Origin of the sequence: Streptomyces sp. NPDC056373, from assembly GCF_042262425.1 — a bacterium.
Lineage (GTDB): Bacteria > Actinomycetota > Actinomycetes > Streptomycetales > Streptomycetaceae > Streptomyces.
Window position 1 is genome coordinate 183,882 of record NZ_JBHJPX010000002.1, and the last position, 19,217, is coordinate 203,098.

The following is a 19,217-nucleotide window of genomic DNA, read 5'->3' on the forward strand; positions in this document are numbered from 1 at the left end:
TCCGCGGACCGTTCGTGGCTGTTCGCGCAGTTCCCCGCGCCCCTTGCGGGCCGGTTCAGCGCAGACCCGTGGACCTGCGCAGTGCCGCCTGCACCAGCAGGTCGATCAGCTCCGGGTAGCTCACTCCGCTCGCCTGCCACATCTGGGGGTACATCGAGATGGGCGTGAAGCCGGGCATCGTGTTGATCTCGTTGATCACGAACTCGCCGTCCTCGGTGAGGAAGAAGTCCGCGCGGACCAGACCCTCGCAGGACGCCGCGTCGAACGCGTCGACCGCCAGGCGCCGGACCTCGGCCGTCTCCTCGGGCGTGAGGGGCGCGGGGACGAGACCCGGGGTGGAGTCGATGTACTTGGCCTCGAAGTCGTAGTACGCCTGCGCCTCGGGCGGCGGGATCTCCGCGGGCAGGGAAGCCCGGGGGCCGTCCTCGAACTCCAGGACGCCGCACTCGATCTCACGACCGCGCAGCGCGGCCTCCACGAGGATCTTGGGGTCGTGCCGCTGGGCCTCGGCGATGGCCTCGTCGAGGCCGGAGAGGTCGTCGACCTTGGTGATGCCGATCGACGAGCCGGCCCGCGAGGGCTTCACGAACAGCGGCCAGCCGTGCTCGCCGGCGAAGTCGACGATCTTCTTGCGGGAAGCGGCCTGATCCTGCTCCCACTCGCGCGGCCGGATCACCACGTACGGGCCGACCTTCAGCCCGAAGGAGGTGAACACCCGCTTCATGTACTCCTTGTCCTGGCCCACGGCCGAGGCGAGCACACCCGAACCCACGTACGGGACACCGGAGAGCTCCAGAAGGCCCTGGAGGGTGCCGTCCTCGCCATAGGGGCCGTGCAGCACCGGGAAGACCACGTCGACTTCGCCGAGCGCCTTGGGGACCGATCCCGGCTCGCTGTAGACGACTTCGCGGTTGGCGGGGTCGACCGGGAGGATCACTCCGCCCTCGGAGGACTCGGCCAACAGGTCGACGCTCGGCGGGCGCCGGTCGACGATCGCCATCCGCTCCGGTTCGTCCGCCGTGAGCGCCCAACGCCCGTCCTGGGTGATGCCGATCGGCAGGACGTCGTACTTCGTCCGGTCGATGGCCTTGAGGACGGCGCCGGCGGTGACCACGGAGATCCCGTGTTCGGAGCTGCGCCCGCCGAACACGACGGCCACACGCGGCTTGCGAGGCGGCTGCTCGGGGCTCTGGGGGAGGTTCTCGGTGCTCATATCGCGTTGAGAGTACCCGTTGGTAGGGCCGCTAGTAAGCGCCGCCGGCCTCGCGTCGCTCAGCGTCGTTCGGGCTTCGCGCTGCGCGACATCAGCTCCTTGAGGGCCACCACCGGGGGCTTGCCCTCGTGCACGATGCCGACGACCGTCTCCGTGATGGGCATGTCGACGCCGTGCCGGCGGGCGAGATCGAGCACCGACTCGCAGGACTTGACGCCCTCCGCCGTCTGCTTGGTGACCGCGATGGTCTCCTGCAGGGTCATGCCCTTGCCGAGGTTGGTGCCGAAGGTGTGGTTGCGCGACAGCGGCGAGGAGCAGGTGGCCACCAGATCGCCCAGGCCCGCGAGTCCGGAGAAGGTCAGCGGGTCGGCGCCGAGGGCCATGCCGAGCCGGGTGGTCTCGGCGAGGCCGCGGGTGATGAGGGAGCCCTTGGCGTTGTCGCCGAGGCCCATGCCGTCCGCGATGCCGACGGCGAGGCCGATGACGTTCTTCACGGCTCCGCCCAGTTCGCAACCCACCACGTCCGTATTGGTGTACGGGCGGAAGTACGGCGTGTGGCAGGCGGCCTGGAGCCGCTGGGCGACGGCCTCGTCGGTGCAGGCCACCACGGCCGCGGCCGGCATCCGAGCGGCGATCTCCCGCGCCAGGTTGGGCCCGGTGACCACGGCGATCCGCTCCGGGCCGACCTTGGCGACGTCGTCGATGACCTCGCTCATCCGCATCGCGGAGCCGAGTTCGACGCCCTTCATCAGCGACACCAGCACGGTGTCGGGGGCCAGCAGCGGGCTCCACTCGGCGAGGTTGCCGCGCAGGGTCTGCGAGGGGACCGACAGCACCGTGAAGTCGGCGTCCGCCGCTGCCTCGGCGGGATCGGTGGTGGCCCGGACGTTCTCCGGGAGCTCGACGCCCGGGAAGTAGTCGGGATTGGCCCGCGTGGAGTTGATCGCCTCCGCGACCTCCGGGCGTCGCGCCCACAGGGTGACCTCGCATCCCGCGTCGGCGAGCACCATGCCGAAGGCCGTGCCCCACGAACCGGCGCTCAGAACCGCCGCCTTGACCGGCTTGCTCACTTGCCCAGCCCCTCTTCCTGCACGGTCTGCCCGGCCTCCTGGTGCGTCTGTGTCTGTGCCTGTGTGCGGCGCCGCTGCTCGATCCGCTCCCGGCGCGGGTCGTACGGCGTCTCGGGTGCCTTCTCCCCGCGGATCAGCTCCAGCTGGGCGGTGACGGCGGCCATGATGACCTCCGTGGCCTCCTTCAGCAGGTCCGCGGTCATCTCCCGGTCGTAGAAGCGCGCGAGGTCCACGGGCGGCCCGGCGAGCACGCGGTGCGTCTTGCGGGGCAGGAGATTCGGCTTCTTCGCGTACGGCGGCAGCAACTCGTTGCAGCCCCACTGGGCGACGGGGATGACCGGGCACCTGGTCTGCAGGGCGACGCGCGCGGCCCCGGTCTTGGCGGTCATGGGCCAGCCGTCCGGGTCGCGCGTGAGGGTGCCCTCGGGATAGAAGGCGACGCATTCCCCCCGGTCCACGGCGTCGATCGCGGCCCGGAAGGCGCTCAGCGCGTCCGTGCTCTCGCGGTAGACGGGGATCTGTCCGGTGCCCCGCATCGCGGCCCCGACGAATCCCTTCCTGAAAAGCCCGCTCTTCGCGAGGAATCGCGGGACGCGGCCGGTGTTGTACTGAAAGTGCGCGTAAGCGAAGGGATCGACGTGCGAATTATGGTTCACCGCGGTGATAAATCCACCCTCGGCCGGAATGTGCTCCATTCCACGCCAGTCCCGCTTGAGCAGAACCACCAGCGGCGGTTTGCAGATCACCGCGGCGAAGCGGTACCAGAAGCCGATTCTGCGGCGGGGCACGCGGACACCTTCCTCTAGGGCCTGAAGCCGGGGCCACGGGGGGCCGCACAAGTGTCGCCCCAGGCCGCCGGTCTGTCGAGAACACCGTACGCCCCGGCACGCCGCCCGCCCGATGCCCCGGGTGACAATGACCGCGACAAGAGGAGGACGGAACGCCCGTGCAGTGGACCTTGGTCGTACCCCTGAAGCCCCTGGCCCAGGCCAAGAGCAGGCTTGCGGACACCGCGGACGACGGGCTGCGGCCGGACCTGGCGCTGGCCTTCGCCCAGGACACGGTGGCGGCCGCGCTGGCCTGCCCGGGGGTGGGAGATGTGGCAGTAGTCACGGACGATCTCCGGGCGGGCCGTGAGCTGGCCGCGCTGGGCGCCGCGATCGTCCCCGACGAGCCTGGCGGCGGTCTCAACGCCGCCCTCGCACACGCGACGCGGGCCGTACGGTCCGCCCGCCCGGCCCGGGCGGTGGCCGCGCTGAACGCAGATCTGCCGGCTTTGCGCCCGGCGGAATTGTCCCGGGTACTAAGTGCGGCCGCTGAATTCCCGCGCGCATTTCTCCCGGACGCGGCCGCAATCGGGACGACGCTGTTGGCCGCCGCCCCGGGCCGGGAATTGCACCCGGCCTTCGGTACGGACTCCCGGGCCCGGCACCGCGCGTCGGGGGCGGTGGAACTGCCTCTCACCGAGGTCGATTCCGTGCGCCAGGACGTGGACACCGGCGACGACCTGCGCAGCGCGCTGGCCCTGGGGGTCGGCCCTCATACGGCCGCGGCCGCCGCGCGGTTGCTGATTCCCGGGCAGTAGGCTGCGGCCATGCAGGCGACCGCGTACACGTACGACCCCGAAAGCCGCAGCGGGCAGGTGCTCCTGGACGACGGCACCCCGGTGCCCTTCGACGCGGCCGCGTTCGACGCGGGAGGCCTCAGACTGCTGCGCCCGGGCCAGCGGGTGCGCATCGAGGTGGAAGGGGCGAGGGACGCGCTCCGGATCACTCTGGTGACCCTGCAGACCCTCTGACCACGACCGACACGTGCTGAACACGCCGCGGGCCGGACTCCGTGCGGAGTCCGGCCCGGCGCGTGAGTACCCCGGTGCCCTTACTTCTTGCGGGCGGTGGTCTTCTTGGCGGTGGTCTTGCGCGCCGTCGACTTCTTGGCGGGCGCCTTCTTGGCGGTGGCCTTCTTCGCCGGGGCCTTCTTCGCGGTGGTCTTCTTCGCGGCGGTGGTCTTGGACGTCGCCGTGGTCTTCTTGGCGGGCGCCTTCTTCGCGGTGGTCTTCTTCGCGGCCGCGGTCTTCGTCGTGGCCTTCTTCGCCGTCGTCTTCTTGGCGGTGGTCTTCTTCGCAGCGGCCGACTTGGTGGTCGCCTTCTTCGCGGCGGCCTTCTTGACCGTCGCGCCGGCACCGCCGGTCAGGCTGCCCTTGGGCGCCTTCTTCACGGAGACCTCACCACCACGCGGGAGCTTCTTCGAGCCGCTGACCAGGTCCTTGAAGCCCTGACCGGCGCGGAAGCGCGGAACGGAGGTCTTCTTGACCCGAACCCTCTCGCCCGTCTGGGGGTTACGGGCGTACCGGGCCGGACGGTCGACCTTCTCGAACGAACCGAAGCCGGTGACCGAGACCCGCTCACCCGAGACGACCGCTCGGACGATGGCGTCCAGTACATGGTCGACAGCGTCGGCGGCCTGCTGGCGGCCGCCCATCTTGTCGGCAATCGCTTCTACGAGCTGCGCCTTGTTCACGTCTTCCCCTTCGGAGACATCGCCAGAACGAAAGTGTTCAAGCTTTTTCGCACGTTAGGCAGATATATACCGCAAATCAAACACGAAACGGGCTTATCACCCTTGTGCCGCAGCGAACTCGGCGGTGTCGACAGGTTCAGCGTTCCTCGACGGGGAGACGTCCCTCGTCGAGGTCCGTATTGAACCGCTCCAGCCGCCTTGCCGCGTCGGCGAGATCGTGCTTGGCCGCGGCCGTAATGACCAGCAGCTTCCGGGTCAGCGCCATCCGTACGCCCTCCGGGACTTGCAGTGCGCGCACCCTTGTGTGCGCTTCCTTGAGTTGGTCCGCGACTGCCGCATAGAGCTCGAGTTGGCCGTCGTGTTCCATGCACAGATTGTGCCATCTGGGGCGAGTTGTCGCCTGCGCAGGGGACAACTGCCGCCTCGAACGGCCTTCCCGGCACATGTGGAAGTCACGGCTGTACCCCTCGCTTACCCCAGCAACCACGGGCTTAACGTGGGAAGTTGGCAGCCGAACCACGGGTGGGCAGGGCCGTTCGGGTGCAGACACAGCTGTACCCCCGATCGGGCTGATCGGGGGTACAGAGGGGATGTTGCTGTGGCCGAAAGTCGACTTGCTCTCAGGCGGCGGACCGTGCCCGGGTCAGACCGGGAGGGTGCGCGGCTTGAAGGAGGGGCGCTTGGCTTCGTAGGCGGCGATGTCGGCCTCGTTCTGCAGGGTGATCGAGATGTCGTCGAGGCCGTTCAGCAGGCGCCAGCGGGAGTTCTCGTCCAGCTCGAAGGCGGCGGTGATGCCCTCGGCGCGCACCTCGCGGCGCTCCAGGTCGACGGTGATCTCGGCCTGCGGGTCCTGTTCGGTCAGCTCCCACAGCGCGTCCACGGTCTGCTGCGGAAGGACGACCGTGAGCAGGCCGTTCTTGAGCGAGTTGCCGCGGAAGATGTCGGCGAAGCGGGAGGAGATCACGGCCTTGAAGCCGTAGTTCTGCAGGGCCCAGACGGCGTGCTCGCGCGAGGAGCCGGTGCCGAAGTCGGGGCCGGCGACCAGAACCGTGGCGCCCTGGCGCTCGCTCTGGTTGAGCACGAACGCCCCGTCCTTGCGCCAGGCCTCGAACAGCCCGTCCTCGAACCCGTCGCGCGTGACCTTCTTGAGCCAGTGAGCAGGGATGATCTGGTCGGTGTCGACGTTGGAGCGGCGCAGCGGCACGGCCCGGCCGGTGTGGGTGGTGAAGGCTTCCATGACTGATCAGACTCCAGCGGCGACAGGGGTGTCGGACAGGTCGGCGGGCGAGGCCAGGTGGCCCAGGACGGCGGTGGCGGCCGCGACCTGCGGGGAGACCAGGTGGGTGCGTCCGCCCTTGCCCTGCCGGCCCTCGAAGTTGCGGTTGGAGGTGGAGGCGGAGCGCTCGCCGGGGGCCAGCTGGTCGGGGTTCATGCCCAGGCACATCGAGCAGCCCGCGTGCCGCCATTCGGCGCCGGCGTCCTTGAACACCACGTCCAGGCCCTCGGAGACGGCCTGCAGACCCACCCGCGCCGAGCCCGGCACGACCAGCATCCGTACCCCGTCGGCGACTTTGCGGCCCTTGACGAGCTCGGCCGCCGCCCGCAGGTCCTCGATACGGCCGTTGGTGCACGAGCCTACGAAGACGGTGTCGACCTTGATGGAACGCAGCGGCTGCCCGGCCTCCAACCCCATGTACTCCAGGGCCTTTTCAGCGGCATAGCGCTCCGATGCGTCTTCGTACGAAGCAGGATCGGGGACCGACGCCGAAAGCGGTGCGCCCTGCCCGGGGTTGGTGCCCCAGGTGACGAACGGCGACAGCGCGGCGGCGTCGATGACGACCTCGGCGTCGAACACCGCGTCCTCGTCCGTGCGCAGCGTCTTCCAGTACTCCACCGCCGCGTCCCACTCGGCGCCCTCGGGGGCGTGCGGGCGGCCCTGGAGGTAGGCGAAGGTGGTCTCGTCCGGGGCGATCATGCCCGCGCGGGCACCGGCCTCGATCGACATGTTGCAGATGGTCATCCGCGCTTCCATCGAGAGCTTCTCGATGGCGGAGCCGCGGTACTCCAGGACATAGCCCTGGCCGCCGCCCGTGCCGATCTTCGCGATGATCGCCAGGATCAGGTCCTTGGCGGTCACACCCTCGGGCAGTTCGCCGTCGACCGTGATCGCCATCGTCTTCGGCCGCGACATCGGCAGCGTCTGGGTGGCCAGCACGTGCTCCACCTGCGAGGTGCCGATGCCGAACGCCAGCGCACCGAAGGCACCGTGCGTGGAGGTGTGCGAGTCACCGCAGACCACGGTCGTGCCCGGCTGGGTCAGACCCAGCTGCGGGCCCACCACGTGCACGACACCCTGCTCGACGTCACCCAGCGGGTGCAGACGCACCCCGAAATCGGCGGCGTTCTTGCGCAGCGTCTCCAGCTGCACCCGCGAGACCGGGTCCGCGATCGGCTTGTCGATGTCCAGGGTCGGGGTGTTGTGGTCCTCGGTCGCGATGGTGAGGTCCAGACGCCGCACCGTGCGGCCGCTCTTGCGCAGGCCGTCGAACGCCTGCGGACTGGTCACCTCGTGCAGCAGGTGCAGATCGATGAAGAGAAGGTCGGGCTCGCCCTCCGCGCGCCGGACGACATGGTCGTCCCAGACTTTCTCCGCGAGTGTCCTACCCATCGCTGTTCCCTCCGGTCGGCGACGGTCCGCCGACCCAACTAGAGATCTTGAGGAGGCAGTGCCCGTACCCCTGATTCCGGGCACACACCGCCAGGCCCTTACGTCACGGGCCGTTGTGACTTCGTGATTCCAGGGTGGCGCGTTCCACGGAAAATTGAACTTGCGTTTCACAGAGTGAGACGCGAGTATCGTTTCATGGACAACAGTAGCGGCGTCGGCGTTCTGGACAAGGCGGCCCTCGTCCTGAGCGCTCTGGAGTCCGGTCCGGCCACCCTCGCGGGATTGGTCGGCGCCACCGGACTGGCACGACCCACGGCCCACCGCCTGGCCGTGGCCCTGGAACACCACCGCATGGTGGCGCGCGACATGCAGGGTCGTTTCATTCTCGGCCCTCGTCTGGCAGAGCTTGCCGCTGCCGCGGGTGAGGACCGTCTCCTCGCCACCGCGGGACCGGTGCTCACACATCTTCGGGACATCACGGGCGAGAGCGCACAGCTCTATCGCCGCCAGGGCGACATGCGTATCTGTGTCGCGGCGGCGGAGCGCCTGTCCGGTCTTCGGGACACGGTCCCGGTCGGTTCCACGCTCACCATGAAGGCCGGCTCCTCGGCGCAGATCCTGATGGCCTGGGAGGAGCCGGAGCGGCTGCACCGCGGCCTGCAGGGGGCGCGCTTCACGGCTACGGCCCTGTCGGGTGTGCGGCGGCGGGGCTGGGCCCAGTCGATCGGTGAGCGGGAGCCGGGCGTCGCCTCCGTGTCCGCGCCGGTGCGGGGGCCTTCGAACCGGGTGGTTGCCGCGGTGTCCGTGTCCGGGCCGATCGAGCGGCTGACCCGGCACCCGGGGCGTATGCATGCGCAGGCTGTGATCGACGCCGCAGGACGCCTCTCCGAGGCGTTGCGGCGTACCGGCTGAACCGACGGAGCGTTTCCGGAGAGGTCGGCCTCAACGCCGCGGCAGACCTTTCCCGACCACGCGCCATGGCACGGCGGTTTGATCGCCGCGTGCGGGCCGGTGGCGGTTGCCCGCGCAGTTCCCCGCGCCCCTGAAAGCCAAGAAGGCCCTCCACCGAAGTGGAGGGCCTTCCCTGTTGTACCCCCGACCGGATTCGAACCGGCGCTACCGCCTTGAGAGGGCGGCGTGCTAGGCCGCTACACAACGGGGGCGTGGAACCTGCGTCTCCGCAGGTCCGAGCTGGTCTACCTGGACTCGAACCAAGACTAACTGAACCAGAATCAGCCGTGCTGCCAATTACACCATAGACCAATGTGGTTTAGACCAGTCAGTACCCCCGACCGGATTCGAACCGGCGCTACCGCCTTGAGAGGGCGGCGTGCTAGGCCGCTACACAACGGGGGCCCTAGCAGTCCCGAGATGATCGTCGATCTGCCGATCTGCCGATCTTCGGAACCAGTACCCCCGACCGGATTCGAACCGGCGCTACTGCCTTGAGAGGGCAGCGTGCTAGGCCGCTACACAACGGGGGCGATGCAGATGAGCTCTGCGAGCTGGCCTACCTGGACTCGAACCAAGACTAACTGAACCAGAATCAGTCGTGCTGCCAATTACACCATAGGCCACTGGAACGCAAGCCCCGGAGGGTTTGTGTCCTAGCTGTGCGCCCGGGATTCCGGCCTTCCGGCCCGTGCCCCGCGGCGCAGGAAGAACATTACCTGAAGGTGGACGGGGCTCCAAAACGACTATCCGAGCCGAGGAGGGACGGCAGTTCGCCCAGGGACGCGATGCGGTGCGGCCCGACGGGCGGGTCGATCGTGGCGTACAGGCCCCCGCGGTCGATCCACACGGACAGCAGTCCCGCGTCCGCGGCACCCCGCCCGTCGATCTCCGGGTGGTCGCCGACGTAGGCGACCTGGTGCGGTGGCAGACCGAGGAAGTCGCAGGCCGCGAGGAACGCCGCGGCCTCCGGCTTGGAGACGCCGAGCTCGGCCGCGCACAGGATGGTCTCGAAACGGTCGTGGACGCCGAGGGCGCGCAGCTTGCGGTCCTGGACGTGGAGGCTGGAGTTGGAGAGCACGGCGTGCCGGTGGCTCGCGGAGAGGGCGTCCAGGACGGGCAGGACGTCCGGGAAGAGGGCCCAGACCGCCTCGTAGTGGGTGACGTACCGCTGGAACCACGCGTCGGCCTCGGCGTCGGTGAGGTCACGGTCCAGGAACACCCGTACGCGCTCGCGCCGCTGGTCCTCGAAGGTGGCCTCGCCGGCCGAGAAGCGGGCCCATTGCAGGTGGGTGATCTCCCGCCAGTGGTCGATGGCCTGCTCGGCACTGTCGTAGCGGTCGAGCAGGCCCTCCGCTGTGAGGTGGGCGCGCATGCCGAGGCGGTCGGCGGTGGTGTAGTCGAAGAGGGTGTCGTCGACGTCCCAGACCACGGCTTGGATGCTCATGCTCCGACCGTACCCACCGCGTCCCGTGCTCAGCCCAGGGTCATGGTGCCGGTGAGGGCGAGGTCCGGACCCTGGTCGTCGCGGGGGTGGGCGGTGAGCTTCCAGGTGTACGTGGTGCCGCCGGTGCCGGTGGTGCCGTCCCAGGCGGGGCGTACGGCGGCTCCGGTGGAGGCGCCGGTCAGCGTGCGGACGGTCGTGCCGAAGGCGTCGGTGAGGGTCAGGGTCCAGGTGGAGGGCTTGTTCAGCTGCCAGACCGGTGCCCAGGGAAAGCCTTTGCCGATCACCGACGGGGAGTGGACCTGGGGTTCATCTGTGCGAGGGGCGAGGTGGGGACGCCGCTGGGGACGATCGAGACCTCGCCGTACGTGGAGGGGCTCAACCCCGGGCTGCGGCGGGTCTGAGGGCCGTCGGGCCGGCCGGTCGCGTCCAGCTGGAAGCCGCTGTAGCGGAGGGAGGCGCCGGGCGTCGCGCCGTAGCGGAACAACTCGCCGCCGGCGACGGCCGGCCCCTGTACGCCGGTCGCAGCCGCCGGGACCTCGGCCACCTCGGTGGTGGTGAGGCCGCCGCTGCCGTCGGGGGTGATGCGGTGGATGTTCCAGTCGAGGCTGGAGGGGCCGGCGGTGGCCAGGGCGCCGCCGTCCAGGGTCGGGCCGATGCCGCCGAACGACGAGGGGAGCACGGTGGCCGAGGCGCCGGTGACCAGGGAGCGGGCGGTGAGCGCGGCCTCGGTGCCGCCCAGCACGAAGGCCGGGTTGCCGATCAGGAGCTGGTCGCCGACGACGGCTTCGAGTTGGGCGTCGGTGCTGGTCAGGGCGGTGGGCTCGGTGCCGGGTGCGGCGTCCACCCGGATCGCCCTCCAGTCGGCGACGAGCCAGCGGTCGTTGAACGCGAGCTGCGGGGTGGCGGTGTCTGTGGTGATGTACGTGCGGAACGCGCCGTCGGAGAGGTCGACAGGCCCACGGACGTCCTGCCGTCCAGGACGTAGACGATCGCGAGGCGGGTGACCGAGCCGCCGGTGCGGTAGAGGACGGGCCGGGCGCCCGTGGGGAAGCCGGTGACCGGGGTGTCCACGGTGAGGGCGCCGTCGACGGTGCGCAGCACGTGCAGGGCGCCGGTGCCGTCCATGGTCAGCACGCTCCAGCCGGCAGCGGCTCGGTAGGCCTGGCCGGTGGGGATCGTGACGGTGGCGGTGACGCCCGTGGAGCGGTGCTTCTGCAGCACCTTCCGGCCGTCGAGGGTGTTCATGACGTCGGTGCCGGTGGCCAGGTCGTCGGGGCCGGCGTCGGCGGGCGGGACCGCGTCGGCGCAGTCCACCGTGGTGACCGAGGTGGTCCCCGGGCGGTACTGGAAGCCGGACGCGCCGGCCCAGGGGTAGTCGACGGTCACGCGTTTCTCGGTGACCAGCCGCACCGTGCCGGCCGGTTCGTCGACTCCTGGCGCGGCCTGCGCGGGTGCGGTCGGCAGGGTGCAGGACAGGGCCACCGCCCCGCCGACTGCCGCGCGGACGAGTCTTCGTGGACGGATCATGCTCTCTCCCCCTGTGTACCTGGGCGCACACGCGCACCGTGCGCACAGGGGGCATCCAACGTCCCTTGCTGAGAAGGGAGTCGGCCGGAAGCGTGAACTCCGGGTGACGGCTGGGCGGACACGGCGAGGGCGGCGCCCGAAGCGGACGCCGCCCTCGTGGTGTGATGCCGTGCGCTTAAGCGGTGAGCTTCGCCAGCGCCGCGTCGATCCGGGCCAGGGTGGTCTCCTGGCCCAGGACCTCCAGGGACTCGAACAGCGGCAGGCCGACCGTGCGGCCGGTGACGGCGACGCGGACGGGGGCCTGGGCCTTGCCGAGCTTGAGGCCGTGGGCCTCACCGGCGGCCAGGACGGCCTCCTTGAGCGACTCGGCGGAGGTCCAGTCGGCGGCCTGAAGCTTCTCGCGGGCCGTGCGCAGCAGGGCGTCCGAGCCCTCCTTCATCGCCTTGGTCCAGGAGGCCTCGTCCTCGACCGGCTCCGGCAGGAACAGGAAGTCGACGTTGTCGGTGATCTCGGAGAGGACCTTGAGGCGGGTCTGCGCGTGCGGCGCGATGGCCTGCCACTTGGCCTCGTCGAAGGCCTCCGGGGCCCAGGGGGCGAACGGCGCCTGGAGCCAGGGGCGGCAGCGCTCCGTGAAGTCCTTCACGTCCAGCAGGCGGATGTGGTCGCCGTTGATGGCCTCGCACTTCTTCAGGTCGAAGCGGGCCGGGTTGGGCTGTACGTCGGAGATCTCGAAGGCCGCGGTCATCTCGTCGATCGAGAAGACGTCCTGGTCGGCCGAGAGGGACCAGCCGAGCAGCGAGAGGTAGTTGAGCAGGCCCTCGGGGAGGAAGCCGCGCTCCCGGTAGAGGTTGAGGGAGGACTGCGGGTCGCGCTTGGAGAGCTTCTTGTTGCCCTCACCCATCACGTACGGCAGGTGGCCGAAGGACGGGATCTCCTTGGCGACGCCCAGCTCGATCAGCGCCTTGTACAGGGCGATCTGGCGCGGGGTGGAGGAGAGCAGGTCCTCGCCGCGCAGGACGTGGGTGATCTCCATCAGGGCGTCGTCGACCGGGTTGACCAGCGTGTACAGCGGGGCGCCGTTGGCGCGGACGATGCCGTAGTCCGGGACGTTCTCCGGGGTGAAGGTCAGCTCGCCGCGGACCAGGTCGGTGAAGGTGATCGTCTCGTCGGGCATCCGGAAGCGGACGATCGGCTCCCGGCCCTGGGCCTTGTACTCCTCGACCTGGGCGTCGGTGAGGTCGCGGCAGTGGCCGTCGTAGCCGGAGGGCTTGCCGGCGGCGCGGGCGGCCTCGCGGCGGGTGTCCAGCTCGTCCTGGGAGCAGTAGCAGCGGTAGGCGTGGCCGGCGTCGAGCAGCTTGGCCGCGACGTCCTTGTAGAGGTCCATGCGCTGCGACTGGCGGTACGGCGCGTGCGGGCCGCCGACCTCGGGGCCCTCGTCCCAGTCGAAGCCCAGCCAGCGCATCGAGTCGAGCAGCTGGGTGTACGACTCCTCGGAGTCGCGGGCGGCGTCGGTGTCCTCGATGCGGAAGACCAGGGTGCCCTGGTGGTGCTTGGCGAACGCCCAGTTGAACAGGGCGGTGCGGACCAGGCCCACGTGGGGGTTACCGGTGGGCGAGGGGCAGAAACGGACGCGAACAGGTGCGCTAGCCACGCTTGACAACCTTGTTGGTGAGAGTGCCGATGCCTTCGATGGTGACGGCGACCTCGTCGCCGACGTTGAGGGGGCCGACCCCAGCCGGGGTGCCCGTGAGGATCACGTCGCCGGGGAGCAGCGTCATGGCCTCTGAGATGTTGACGATCAGGTCCTCGACGGAGTGGATCATCTCGCTGGTGCGGCCCAGCTGACGCTGCAGGCCGTTGACCGTGAGCTGGATGGTGAGGTCGCTCGCGTCGAGGTCCGTCTCCACCCAGGGGCCGAGCGGGCAGGAGCTGTCGAAGCCCTTGGCCCGGGCCCACTGCTTCTCGCGCCGCTGCACGTCACGAGCGGTGATGTCGTTGGCGCAGGTGTAGCCGAAGATCACGTCCTTGACGCGTTCGCGCGGGACCTCGCGGCACATCCGGCCGATCACCACGGCCAGCTCGGCCTCGTGGTGCACCTCCTCGGAGAAGGAGGGGTACTGGATGTCGTCACCGGGGCCGATCACCGAGGTGGACGGCTTGAAGAAGGCGAAGGGGGCGTCGGGGACCTCGTTGCCCAGCTCGCGCGCGTGCTCCGCGTAGTTGCGGCCGAAGGCCACGACCTTGTTGGGGAGCACCGGCGGCAGCAGCCTGACCTTGCTCACGGGCACCTTGGTGCCGGAGAGCTCGAAGTCCGCGAACGGGATGCCCTTGATGATGTTCAGGACGAGTTCGTCCTGCTTGTCGCCCTCGATGGCGCCGAAGGCGACGTTCCCGTCGATGGAGAACCTGGCGATGCGCACGGGTTGCTTGGCCCCTTGACTGAAGCGGCTGGAGTCTGACGGTCCAGGCTAACGCGGGGAGGTGTTCCCGGCCCCGCGCATTGTGGCGGGGCGCCCCGTCACACACGAAGGGGACCTCCTCACATACCGAAGGGGCGCTCCCTCACGGGGGGCGCCCCTCGGAAATCCGGTCCGGTCGCCGTGAGCATCCGGCGGCCGGCGCACGTACTCGCTGGTGTCACTCCGCGGCCGCGGCGGCCGCGACGGGGATCTCCATCAGGATGGTGCGCTTGGGGTTTGCGGTCTGGGCCGGCAGTTCGACGGGGTGCTCCGGCTGCTCCGGCGTCTGCAGTTCGTCGGCGTCGTTCAGGTGTGCCAGCGTCGTGCGTCGCGGGTTGGCGATCTTGTGGAACATCGTCGTCGTCTTCACTGTTTACTTGACCCTGTCCTGTGACGGGCGCCCCGAGGGTGTGTGAACCCCCGTACGGGCGCGGGTTGTCGGTTGTGCCATCGCTGTAAAGCGTCAGGCTAAACATCCGATTCCCCGGCCCCGCCGCGCAGGGGTCATGATCGGCATGTGAGTTTTCTCACGAATCAGAGGGCGAATCGGTCAATCCGGACTCACGCCCCACCCCAACGAAACGGACATTGGCCCACTGAAGCCATCATTCCGCTGCTGATCATGGCGACTGGGACACCCGGCGCGGCCCGCCGACTCGCGGACTTACGCCCGAAATGGGTGAACTCTCTTTCTACGACCGGTGATCCGCCACTCACATGGTGTCACCTACATCACGGCTCGGCCTACGGGCCTTGTTGGAGATCCTGTGCTGTGCTGGAATCTCACGGACCGCCGCAGGATCGAGCCGGCGCACAGGGGGCGCACAGACGCGCCGAGTGGCGGTGAGAAGGGGAAGCCGGCGCCGGTCACTCACGACCACCACGGGGGCGTTTTTCAGGGCGTCCCCAGAACGCCGACACCGTGCCCCGCCGTTCAGGCGACGGGGTGCCTGGTCCAGAGGTTGCGACGCTAGTGCAGGGACGTTTCAAGAGGGATGGCAGCGCTTCGGCGGAGCCGGAGCCGCACGGCGGGACTGGCCCCGTGAAAGGCGGCCCCGCGCCCCAGCACGCCCAGAGCCAGGGCCCGGCCGGTGACGGCGGTGAGCGCTCCGCGCGTGCCGGCACGTCGGCCCCGTCGGGGGCCGCGGGCTCTTCCCCGGCGCTGAAGCCGCCGACGGGCCCGACCGGCCCGGGGTCACGAATAGCCCTGCGCAACTGGCGCATCTCCACGCGACTGGTGTCGCTGCTCGCCCTCCCGGTGGTCGCGGCCACCTCGCTGGGCGCGCTGCGTATCGACCAGTCCATGGACGACATCCAGCAGCTGGACAACATGAAGCTGCTGACGGACATGACCAAGCAGGCCACCGAGCTGTCTGCCGCGCTCCAGGAGGAGCGCGACCAGTCGGCCGGCCCGCTGGCGCACGGCGGCAAGGCGACCGACTTCACGGTCAAGGGCCTTCGCGAGAAGACCGACCGGGCACGGAAGAACTTCCTCGACAGTTCCGAGGAGATCGACGGCGCCAGCAAGGACGGCAACCTCAAGGGCGTCCGCGAGTACCTCGTCCAGCTCGCCGGCGAGCTCGGCGACCTGGAGCAGATCCGCAAGGGCGCCTACGCCTCCGAGGGCAACTCCACGCAGACGATCGAGGCGTACCACCGTCTGATCGAGAACCTGATCGACCTCTCCCAGGACATGGCCGAGGCGACCAGCAACCCGGACATGATCCAGCGCACGCGCGCGCTCGCGGCGTTCTCCTCCGCCAAGGAGTACTCCTCGATCCAGCGCGCGGCCCTCGCGGCGGCACTGCCCGCGAGCAACACCACGGCCGGCAAGCTCTCGCCGAACGACCGGCTCTACGCCGAGTCCGCCCTGGAGAGCCAGAACTCCGAGATCCGCAGCTTCAAGAGCATCTACGGCGAGGACGCCGCCGCCGAGCTGCTGAAGCCGATCGAGGACGGCGGTAACTCCACGATCAAGGCGACCGACACCTACGCCGGTCGTGCCCTGGTCTCCGCGAGCGGTCTCGCCCAGCAGGACAAGCGGTCCTACCGCGACTGGCTGGACGACAGCTCCACCAAGATCCAGCAGATGAAGAACATCGAGCACACGCTGCTCGAGGAGATGGAGCAGAAGGCCCGCGAGCTGCGCAGCGCCACCGAGCGCGACGCGATCATCTCCGGTGTCCTGATCCTGATCGTGCTCGGTGTGTCGCTGGTCGGCGCCTTCGTCGTGGCGCGGTCCATGATCCGCTCGCTGCGCCGCCTGGAGGACACCGCGACCAGGGTCGCCTCCGACCGTCTGCCCGAGCTGGTCAAGCAGCTGTCCGAGTCCGACCCGCAGGACGTCGACACGTCCGTGGAGTCGGTCGGTGTGCACTCCCGGGACGAGATCGGCCGGGTGGCCGCGGCCTTCGACGACGTGCACCGCGAGGCGGTCCGCCTGGCCGCCGAGCAGGCCCTGCTGCGGGGCAACGTCAACGCGATGTTCACCAACCTCTCGCGCCGCTCCCAGGGTCTGATCCAGCGCCAGCTGTCGCTGATCTCCGAGCTGGAGTCCCGCGAGGCCGACCCGGACCAGCTGTCCTCGCTGTTCAAGCTCGACCACCTCGCCACGCGTATGCGCCGTAACGGTGAGAACCTCCTCGTCCTCGCGGGTGAGGAGCCCGGCCGCCGCTGGACCCGCCCCGTCCCGCTGGTCGACGTGCTCCGCGCCGCCGCGTCCGAGGTGGAGCAGTACGAGCGCATCGAGCTGGCCTCGGTGCCGACCACCGAAGTGGCCGGCCGCGTGGTCAACGACCTCGTGCACCTGCTCGCCGAGCTGCTCGAGAACGCGACCTCCTTCTCCTCGCCGCAGACCAAGGTCAAGGTCACCGGTCACGCGCTGCCCGACGGCCGTGTGCTCATCGAGATCCACGACACCGGCATCGGTCTGTCGCCGGAGGACCTGGCGGCGATCAACGAGCGGCTCGCCTCTCCCCCGACGGTGGACGTCTCCGTCTCCCGCCGCATGGGTCTGTTCGTGGTCGGCCGGCTGTCGCAGCGCCACGGCATCCGCATCCAGCTGCGCCCGTCCGACTCCGGTGGTACGACCGCGCTGGTCATGCTGCCCGTCGATGTCGCCCAGGGCGGCAGGAAGCCCCAGCCCAAGCAGCCCGGTCAGCCGTCGGCCGGCGGCGGTCCGGCCGCCGCGCAGGCCGCCGCAGGTGTGGCCGCGGCCCGGCGTACCGCGGGCTCCGGCCAGGGCGGCGGTGCCCTCGGCGCCGGCGCGTCCGGCGGTGCCTTCGGTGGCGGCGCGTCCGGCGGCGCCTTCGGTGGCGGTGCGTCCGGCGGGGGCCGGCTCGCTTCCGGTCAGGGTCCGCGGGCCGCGCTGCCCGGGCGTGACGCGGACGGTGGCCGTCCGGGAACGCCCGGTGGAGCGCGCGGACCGCAGGGTCCCGGGGCCTCGTCGTTCGAGCAGGGTGGTTCTCCGCAGGGCCGTCCCGCTCCCGCGGGTACCGGGTTCGGCCAGCAGGCTCCGGGTGCCCCGCAGGGTCTGCAGGCGGCGGGCACCAACGGGCCCCAGGGCCAGGACGCCTTCGGCGGAGGCCGCAGCCGCAAGAAGCAGGGCGGCGACGCCGAGCAGGGCACGGGCCGCAGGCCGCAGCTGCCGCCGCGCGGCGGACCGCGTGCCGAACTGCCCGGCGGTGACGCGCAGCAGCGCGTGCCGAGCTGGAGCGACGAGAACGCCCAGCCGCCGGCGCCGCGTGCCTCGCTGGACGCCCCGCGCGGGCACGAGGAGCCGGACCTCTCCCGTACGTCTTCGCTGCCGCGTGCCGACGACCGGCAGGGCCCGGGCGCGACGGCCGAGATCCCGGCCGTGCCGCGCGACGAGGACCGGCAGGGCTTCGGCTCCCCGGCCGACTTCGGGGCACCCCAGCAGGCGGACCCGTTCGGCCCCGGCGCGAACACCTCGCAGGGCCAGGGCCAGTTCGTCCGCCCGGACGTCTTCGGCACCCCCGGCGGTCGCCGCGACACCTCGTCCGCGCCGGGCCAGTACCCGGCGCCGCAGTCCTACGACAACGGCTCGACGGGTCAGTACTCCGCGCCCGGTCAGGACAACGGCAGCCAGTACCCGGCCCCGCGCCAGGACAACGGCTCCACCGGCCAGTACCCGGCGCCCCGTCAGGACAACGGCAGCCAGTACCCGGCCCCGCGCCAGGACAACGGCTCCACCGGCCAGTACCCCGCGCCCCGTCAGGACAACGGCTCCGGGCGGCCCACCCTCCCGGGTCCGGCCACGCCGGCCGACCCCGCGGGCACGGGCAGGTTCGAGCGGCCGCAGGCTGACGGCGGCCGGGGTCCGGCCGACTTCGGTGCCCCGCGTCCGCCCGCCCCGCAGGCCCGGCCGGTCCGGCAGGAGCCCGAGGCCCTGCCGCCGGCGTCCGGTCCGGGCGACGGTCGCACGCCGCTGTACGACACGCTGGAGACCAACTGGTTCCACGGCCAGCAGGAGCAGCAGCCGCAGAACAACGGCTCCGCCCCGGCGGCCCCCCAGCAGTCGCCGCAACCGCAGGGACCCACCGGTCCCGAGCGGTCCGCCCCCGCCGGCTGGCGCACCTCGCCGAACGACGACCTCGTCCGCCAGGCCGAGCGAGTCCGCCAGCCCGCCGCGGGTGGTGTCACCACCTCCGGCCTGCCGCGCCGGGTGCCCCGGGCCAACCTCGTCCCGGGCACGGCGCAGCAGCAAACCCACCAGAGCGGTCCGCAGATCTCGCGTGCGCCCGATGACGTGCGCGGCCGGCTGACCAATCTCCGTCGGGGCATCGCACAGGGTCGTCAGGCCGGGTCCACCCAGACCGGCAGCCACCCACGGCCCACTCACCAGCAGGAGCGTTAGTTGAGTCCGATGAGCCAGGCGGCACAGAATCTCAACTGGTTGATCACCAACTTCGTGGACAACACCCCCGGGGTGTCCCACACCGTCGTCGTGTCCGCCGACGGTCTCCTCCTGGCGCTGTCGGAGGGCTTTCCGCGCGACCGCGCCGACCAGCTCGCGGCCGTCGCCTCGGGTCTGACGTCCCTGACGGCAGGCGCTTCCCGGATCTTCGAGGGCGGCGAGGTGGCGCAGACGGTCGTGGAGATGGAGCGGGGATTCCTCTTCCTCATGTCCGTCTCGGACGGCTCGTCCCTCGCGGTACTCGCCCACCCCGAGTGCGACATCGGCCTCGTCGGCTACGAGATGGCACTCCTGGTCGACCGCGCGGGAGCGGTCCTCACTCCAGACCTCAGGGCTGAGCTCCAAGGCAGTCTGCTCCACTGATCGGCCCCGGCACCACCCGTCTCACCACATCACCGTCCGGCCGCCACACACCCCACACAGGCC

The 19,217-nt window shown here is 70.4% G+C and carries 19 protein-coding genes and 5 tRNA genes; 5 read left to right on the forward strand and 19 right to left on the reverse strand.

Features of this window, described 5'->3' with window-relative positions; translation table 11 throughout:
* Nucleotides 1-55: 55 nt before the first annotated feature.
* Genes ACFCXS_RS04785 through ACFCXS_RS04795 form a run of 3 tightly spaced genes read right to left on the reverse strand, consistent with a single transcriptional unit; the run spans nt 56 to nt 3,071 of the window.
* Nucleotides 56-1,213, reverse strand: a complete 1,158-nt coding sequence (locus ACFCXS_RS04785) for a D-alanine--D-alanine ligase family protein (RefSeq protein ID WP_376641650.1) — start codon at nt 1,211-1,213, stop codon at nt 56-58.
* A gap of 59 nt (nt 1,214-1,272) precedes the next feature.
* On the reverse strand, nt 1,273-2,283 hold the full coding sequence (locus ACFCXS_RS04790; protein ID WP_376641651.1) for an NAD(P)H-dependent glycerol-3-phosphate dehydrogenase: 1,011 nt from the start codon (nt 2,281-2,283) through the stop codon (nt 1,273-1,275).
* Nucleotides 2,280-3,071 (reverse strand): lysophospholipid acyltransferase family protein, encoded by a 792-nt coding sequence (locus ACFCXS_RS04795; protein WP_376641652.1) that lies wholly within the window; start codon nt 3,069-3,071, stop codon nt 2,280-2,282. Before ACFCXS_RS04795 ends, ACFCXS_RS04790 begins: the two co-directional genes overlap by 4 nt.
* A 158-nt stretch (nt 3,072-3,229) precedes the next feature.
* Between ACFCXS_RS04795 and cofC the strand changes: the two genes are divergently transcribed.
* Both cofC and ACFCXS_RS04805 read left to right on the forward strand, forming a co-directional pair.
* Nucleotides 3,230-3,868, forward strand: a complete 639-nt coding sequence (cofC, locus tag ACFCXS_RS04800) for a 2-phospho-L-lactate guanylyltransferase (RefSeq protein ID WP_376641653.1) — start codon at nt 3,230-3,232, stop codon at nt 3,866-3,868.
* Nucleotides 3,869-3,877: 9 nt separating this feature from the next.
* Nucleotides 3,878-4,081 (forward strand): hypothetical protein, encoded by a 204-nt coding sequence (locus ACFCXS_RS04805; RefSeq protein WP_104781455.1) that lies wholly within the window; start codon nt 3,878-3,880, stop codon nt 4,079-4,081.
* Nucleotides 4,082-4,161: 80 nt separating this feature from the next.
* Here ACFCXS_RS04805 and ACFCXS_RS04810 read toward each other — a convergent pair whose 3' ends face one another.
* The 4 genes from ACFCXS_RS04810 to leuC all read right to left on the reverse strand — a co-directional run bounded on the left by ACFCXS_RS04810 (nt 4,162) and on the right by leuC (nt 7,471).
* Nucleotides 4,162-4,803: an HU family DNA-binding protein gene (locus ACFCXS_RS04810; RefSeq protein WP_030851950.1), complete on the reverse strand. Its 642-nt coding sequence runs from the start codon at nt 4,801-4,803 to the stop codon at nt 4,162-4,164.
* 136 nt (nt 4,804-4,939) lie between these two features.
* Nucleotides 4,940-5,170, reverse strand: coding sequence for a hypothetical protein (locus ACFCXS_RS04815; protein ID WP_053668772.1), 231 nt, complete (start codon nt 5,168-5,170; stop codon nt 4,940-4,942).
* Between the two features lie 276 nt (nt 5,171-5,446).
* On the reverse strand, nt 5,447-6,040 hold the full coding sequence (gene leuD / locus ACFCXS_RS04820) for a 3-isopropylmalate dehydratase small subunit (protein ID WP_376641654.1): 594 nt from the start codon (nt 6,038-6,040) through the stop codon (nt 5,447-5,449).
* 6 nt (nt 6,041-6,046) lie between these two features.
* Nucleotides 6,047-7,471 (reverse strand): 3-isopropylmalate dehydratase large subunit, encoded by a 1,425-nt coding sequence (gene leuC / locus ACFCXS_RS04825; RefSeq protein ID WP_376641655.1) that lies wholly within the window; start codon nt 7,469-7,471, stop codon nt 6,047-6,049.
* Between the two features lie 195 nt (nt 7,472-7,666).
* On the opposite strand from leuC, the gene ndgR reads away from it, so the two are divergent.
* Complete coding sequence (ndgR, locus tag ACFCXS_RS04830) at nt 7,667-8,383, forward strand: IclR family transcriptional regulator NdgR (protein ID WP_003993203.1); 717 nt, start codon at nt 7,667-7,669, stop codon at nt 8,381-8,383.
* Nucleotides 8,384-8,561: 178 nt separating this feature from the next.
* Here ndgR and ACFCXS_RS04835 read toward each other — a convergent pair.
* From ACFCXS_RS04835 to ACFCXS_RS04890, 12 genes are all read right to left on the reverse strand, one after another.
* Nucleotides 8,562-8,634 (reverse strand) — tRNA-Glu (locus tag ACFCXS_RS04835).
* A gap of 28 nt (nt 8,635-8,662) precedes the next feature.
* Nucleotides 8,663-8,734: transfer RNA gene (locus ACFCXS_RS04840), tRNA-Gln, on the reverse strand.
* Between the two features lie 20 nt (nt 8,735-8,754).
* Nucleotides 8,755-8,827, reverse strand: a tRNA-Glu gene (locus ACFCXS_RS04845).
* Between the two features lie 55 nt (nt 8,828-8,882).
* Nucleotides 8,883-8,955, reverse strand: a tRNA-Glu gene (locus tag ACFCXS_RS04850).
* 21 nt (nt 8,956-8,976) lie between these two features.
* A tRNA-Gln gene (locus ACFCXS_RS04855) sits at nt 8,977-9,048 on the reverse strand.
* Nucleotides 9,049-9,137: 89 nt separating this feature from the next.
* A complete protein-coding gene (locus ACFCXS_RS04860; protein WP_376641656.1) occupies nt 9,138-9,869 on the reverse strand; it encodes an HAD family hydrolase in 732 nt (243 codons plus the stop codon).
* A gap of 29 nt (nt 9,870-9,898) precedes the next feature.
* On the reverse strand, nt 9,899-10,153 hold the full coding sequence (locus ACFCXS_RS04865) for a hypothetical protein (protein WP_376641657.1): 255 nt from the start codon (nt 10,151-10,153) through the stop codon (nt 9,899-9,901).
* Entirely contained in the window at nt 10,150-10,713 is a 564-nt protein-coding gene (locus ACFCXS_RS04870) for a hypothetical protein (protein WP_376641658.1), read from the reverse strand. Before ACFCXS_RS04870 ends, ACFCXS_RS04865 begins: the two co-directional genes overlap by 4 nt.
* On the reverse strand, nt 10,677-11,396 hold the full coding sequence (locus ACFCXS_RS04875; RefSeq protein ID WP_376641659.1) for a hypothetical protein: 720 nt from the start codon (nt 11,394-11,396) through the stop codon (nt 10,677-10,679). The genes ACFCXS_RS04870 and ACFCXS_RS04875 overlap by 37 nt, the downstream gene beginning before the upstream one ends.
* A 175-nt stretch (nt 11,397-11,571) precedes the next feature.
* A complete protein-coding gene (gene gltX, locus ACFCXS_RS04880; protein WP_376641660.1) occupies nt 11,572-13,056 on the reverse strand; it encodes a glutamate--tRNA ligase in 1,485 nt (494 codons plus the stop codon).
* Nucleotides 13,040-13,816 (reverse strand): fumarylacetoacetate hydrolase family protein, encoded by a 777-nt coding sequence (locus ACFCXS_RS04885; protein WP_376641661.1) that lies wholly within the window; start codon nt 13,814-13,816, stop codon nt 13,040-13,042. The genes gltX and ACFCXS_RS04885 overlap by 17 nt, the downstream gene beginning before the upstream one ends.
* Before the next feature lie 217 nt (nt 13,817-14,033).
* A complete protein-coding gene (locus ACFCXS_RS04890; RefSeq protein WP_376641662.1) occupies nt 14,034-14,225 on the reverse strand; it encodes a hypothetical protein in 192 nt (63 codons plus the stop codon).
* Nucleotides 14,226-14,828: 603 nt separating this feature from the next.
* On the opposite strand from ACFCXS_RS04890, the gene ACFCXS_RS04895 reads away from it, so the two are divergent.
* Both ACFCXS_RS04895 and ACFCXS_RS04900 read left to right on the forward strand, forming a co-directional pair.
* A complete protein-coding gene (locus ACFCXS_RS04895; protein ID WP_376641663.1) occupies nt 14,829-18,731 on the forward strand; it encodes a nitrate- and nitrite sensing domain-containing protein in 3,903 nt (1,300 codons plus the stop codon).
* Nucleotides 18,732-18,740: 9 nt separating this feature from the next.
* Entirely contained in the window at nt 18,741-19,154 is a 414-nt protein-coding gene (locus ACFCXS_RS04900) for a roadblock/LC7 domain-containing protein (RefSeq protein WP_031138073.1), read from the forward strand.
* The last annotated feature ends 63 nt before the right edge of the window (nt 19,155-19,217 follow it).

Bases quoted from the DNA above. Each gene is read 5' to 3' on its own strand.
- leuD (WP_376641654.1), bottom strand. From the start codon at position 6,040: ATGGAAGCCTTCACCACCCACACCGGCCGGGCCGTGCCGCTGCGCCGC.
- ACFCXS_RS04805 (WP_104781455.1), top strand. From the start codon at position 3,878: ATGCAGGCGACCGCGTACACGTACGACCCCGAAAGCCGCAGCGGGCAG.
- ACFCXS_RS04875 (WP_376641659.1), bottom strand. From the start codon at position 11,396: ATGATCCGTCCACGAAGACTCGTCCGCGCGGCAGTCGGCGGGGCGGTG.
- leuC (WP_376641655.1), bottom strand. From the start codon at position 7,471: ATGGGTAGGACACTCGCGGAGAAAGTCTGGGACGACCATGTCGTCCGG.
- ndgR (WP_003993203.1), top strand. From the start codon at position 7,667: ATGGACAACAGTAGCGGCGTCGGCGTTCTGGACAAGGCGGCCCTCGTC.
- ACFCXS_RS04815 (WP_053668772.1), bottom strand. From the start codon at position 5,170: ATGGAACACGACGGCCAACTCGAGCTCTATGCGGCAGTCGCGGACCAA.
- ACFCXS_RS04785 (WP_376641650.1), bottom strand. From the start codon at position 1,213: ATGAGCACCGAGAACCTCCCCCAGAGCCCCGAGCAGCCGCCTCGCAAG.
- ACFCXS_RS04860 (WP_376641656.1), bottom strand. From the start codon at position 9,869: ATGAGCATCCAAGCCGTGGTCTGGGACGTCGACGACACCCTCTTCGAC.
- ACFCXS_RS04900 (WP_031138073.1), top strand. From the start codon at position 18,741: ATGAGCCAGGCGGCACAGAATCTCAACTGGTTGATCACCAACTTCGTG.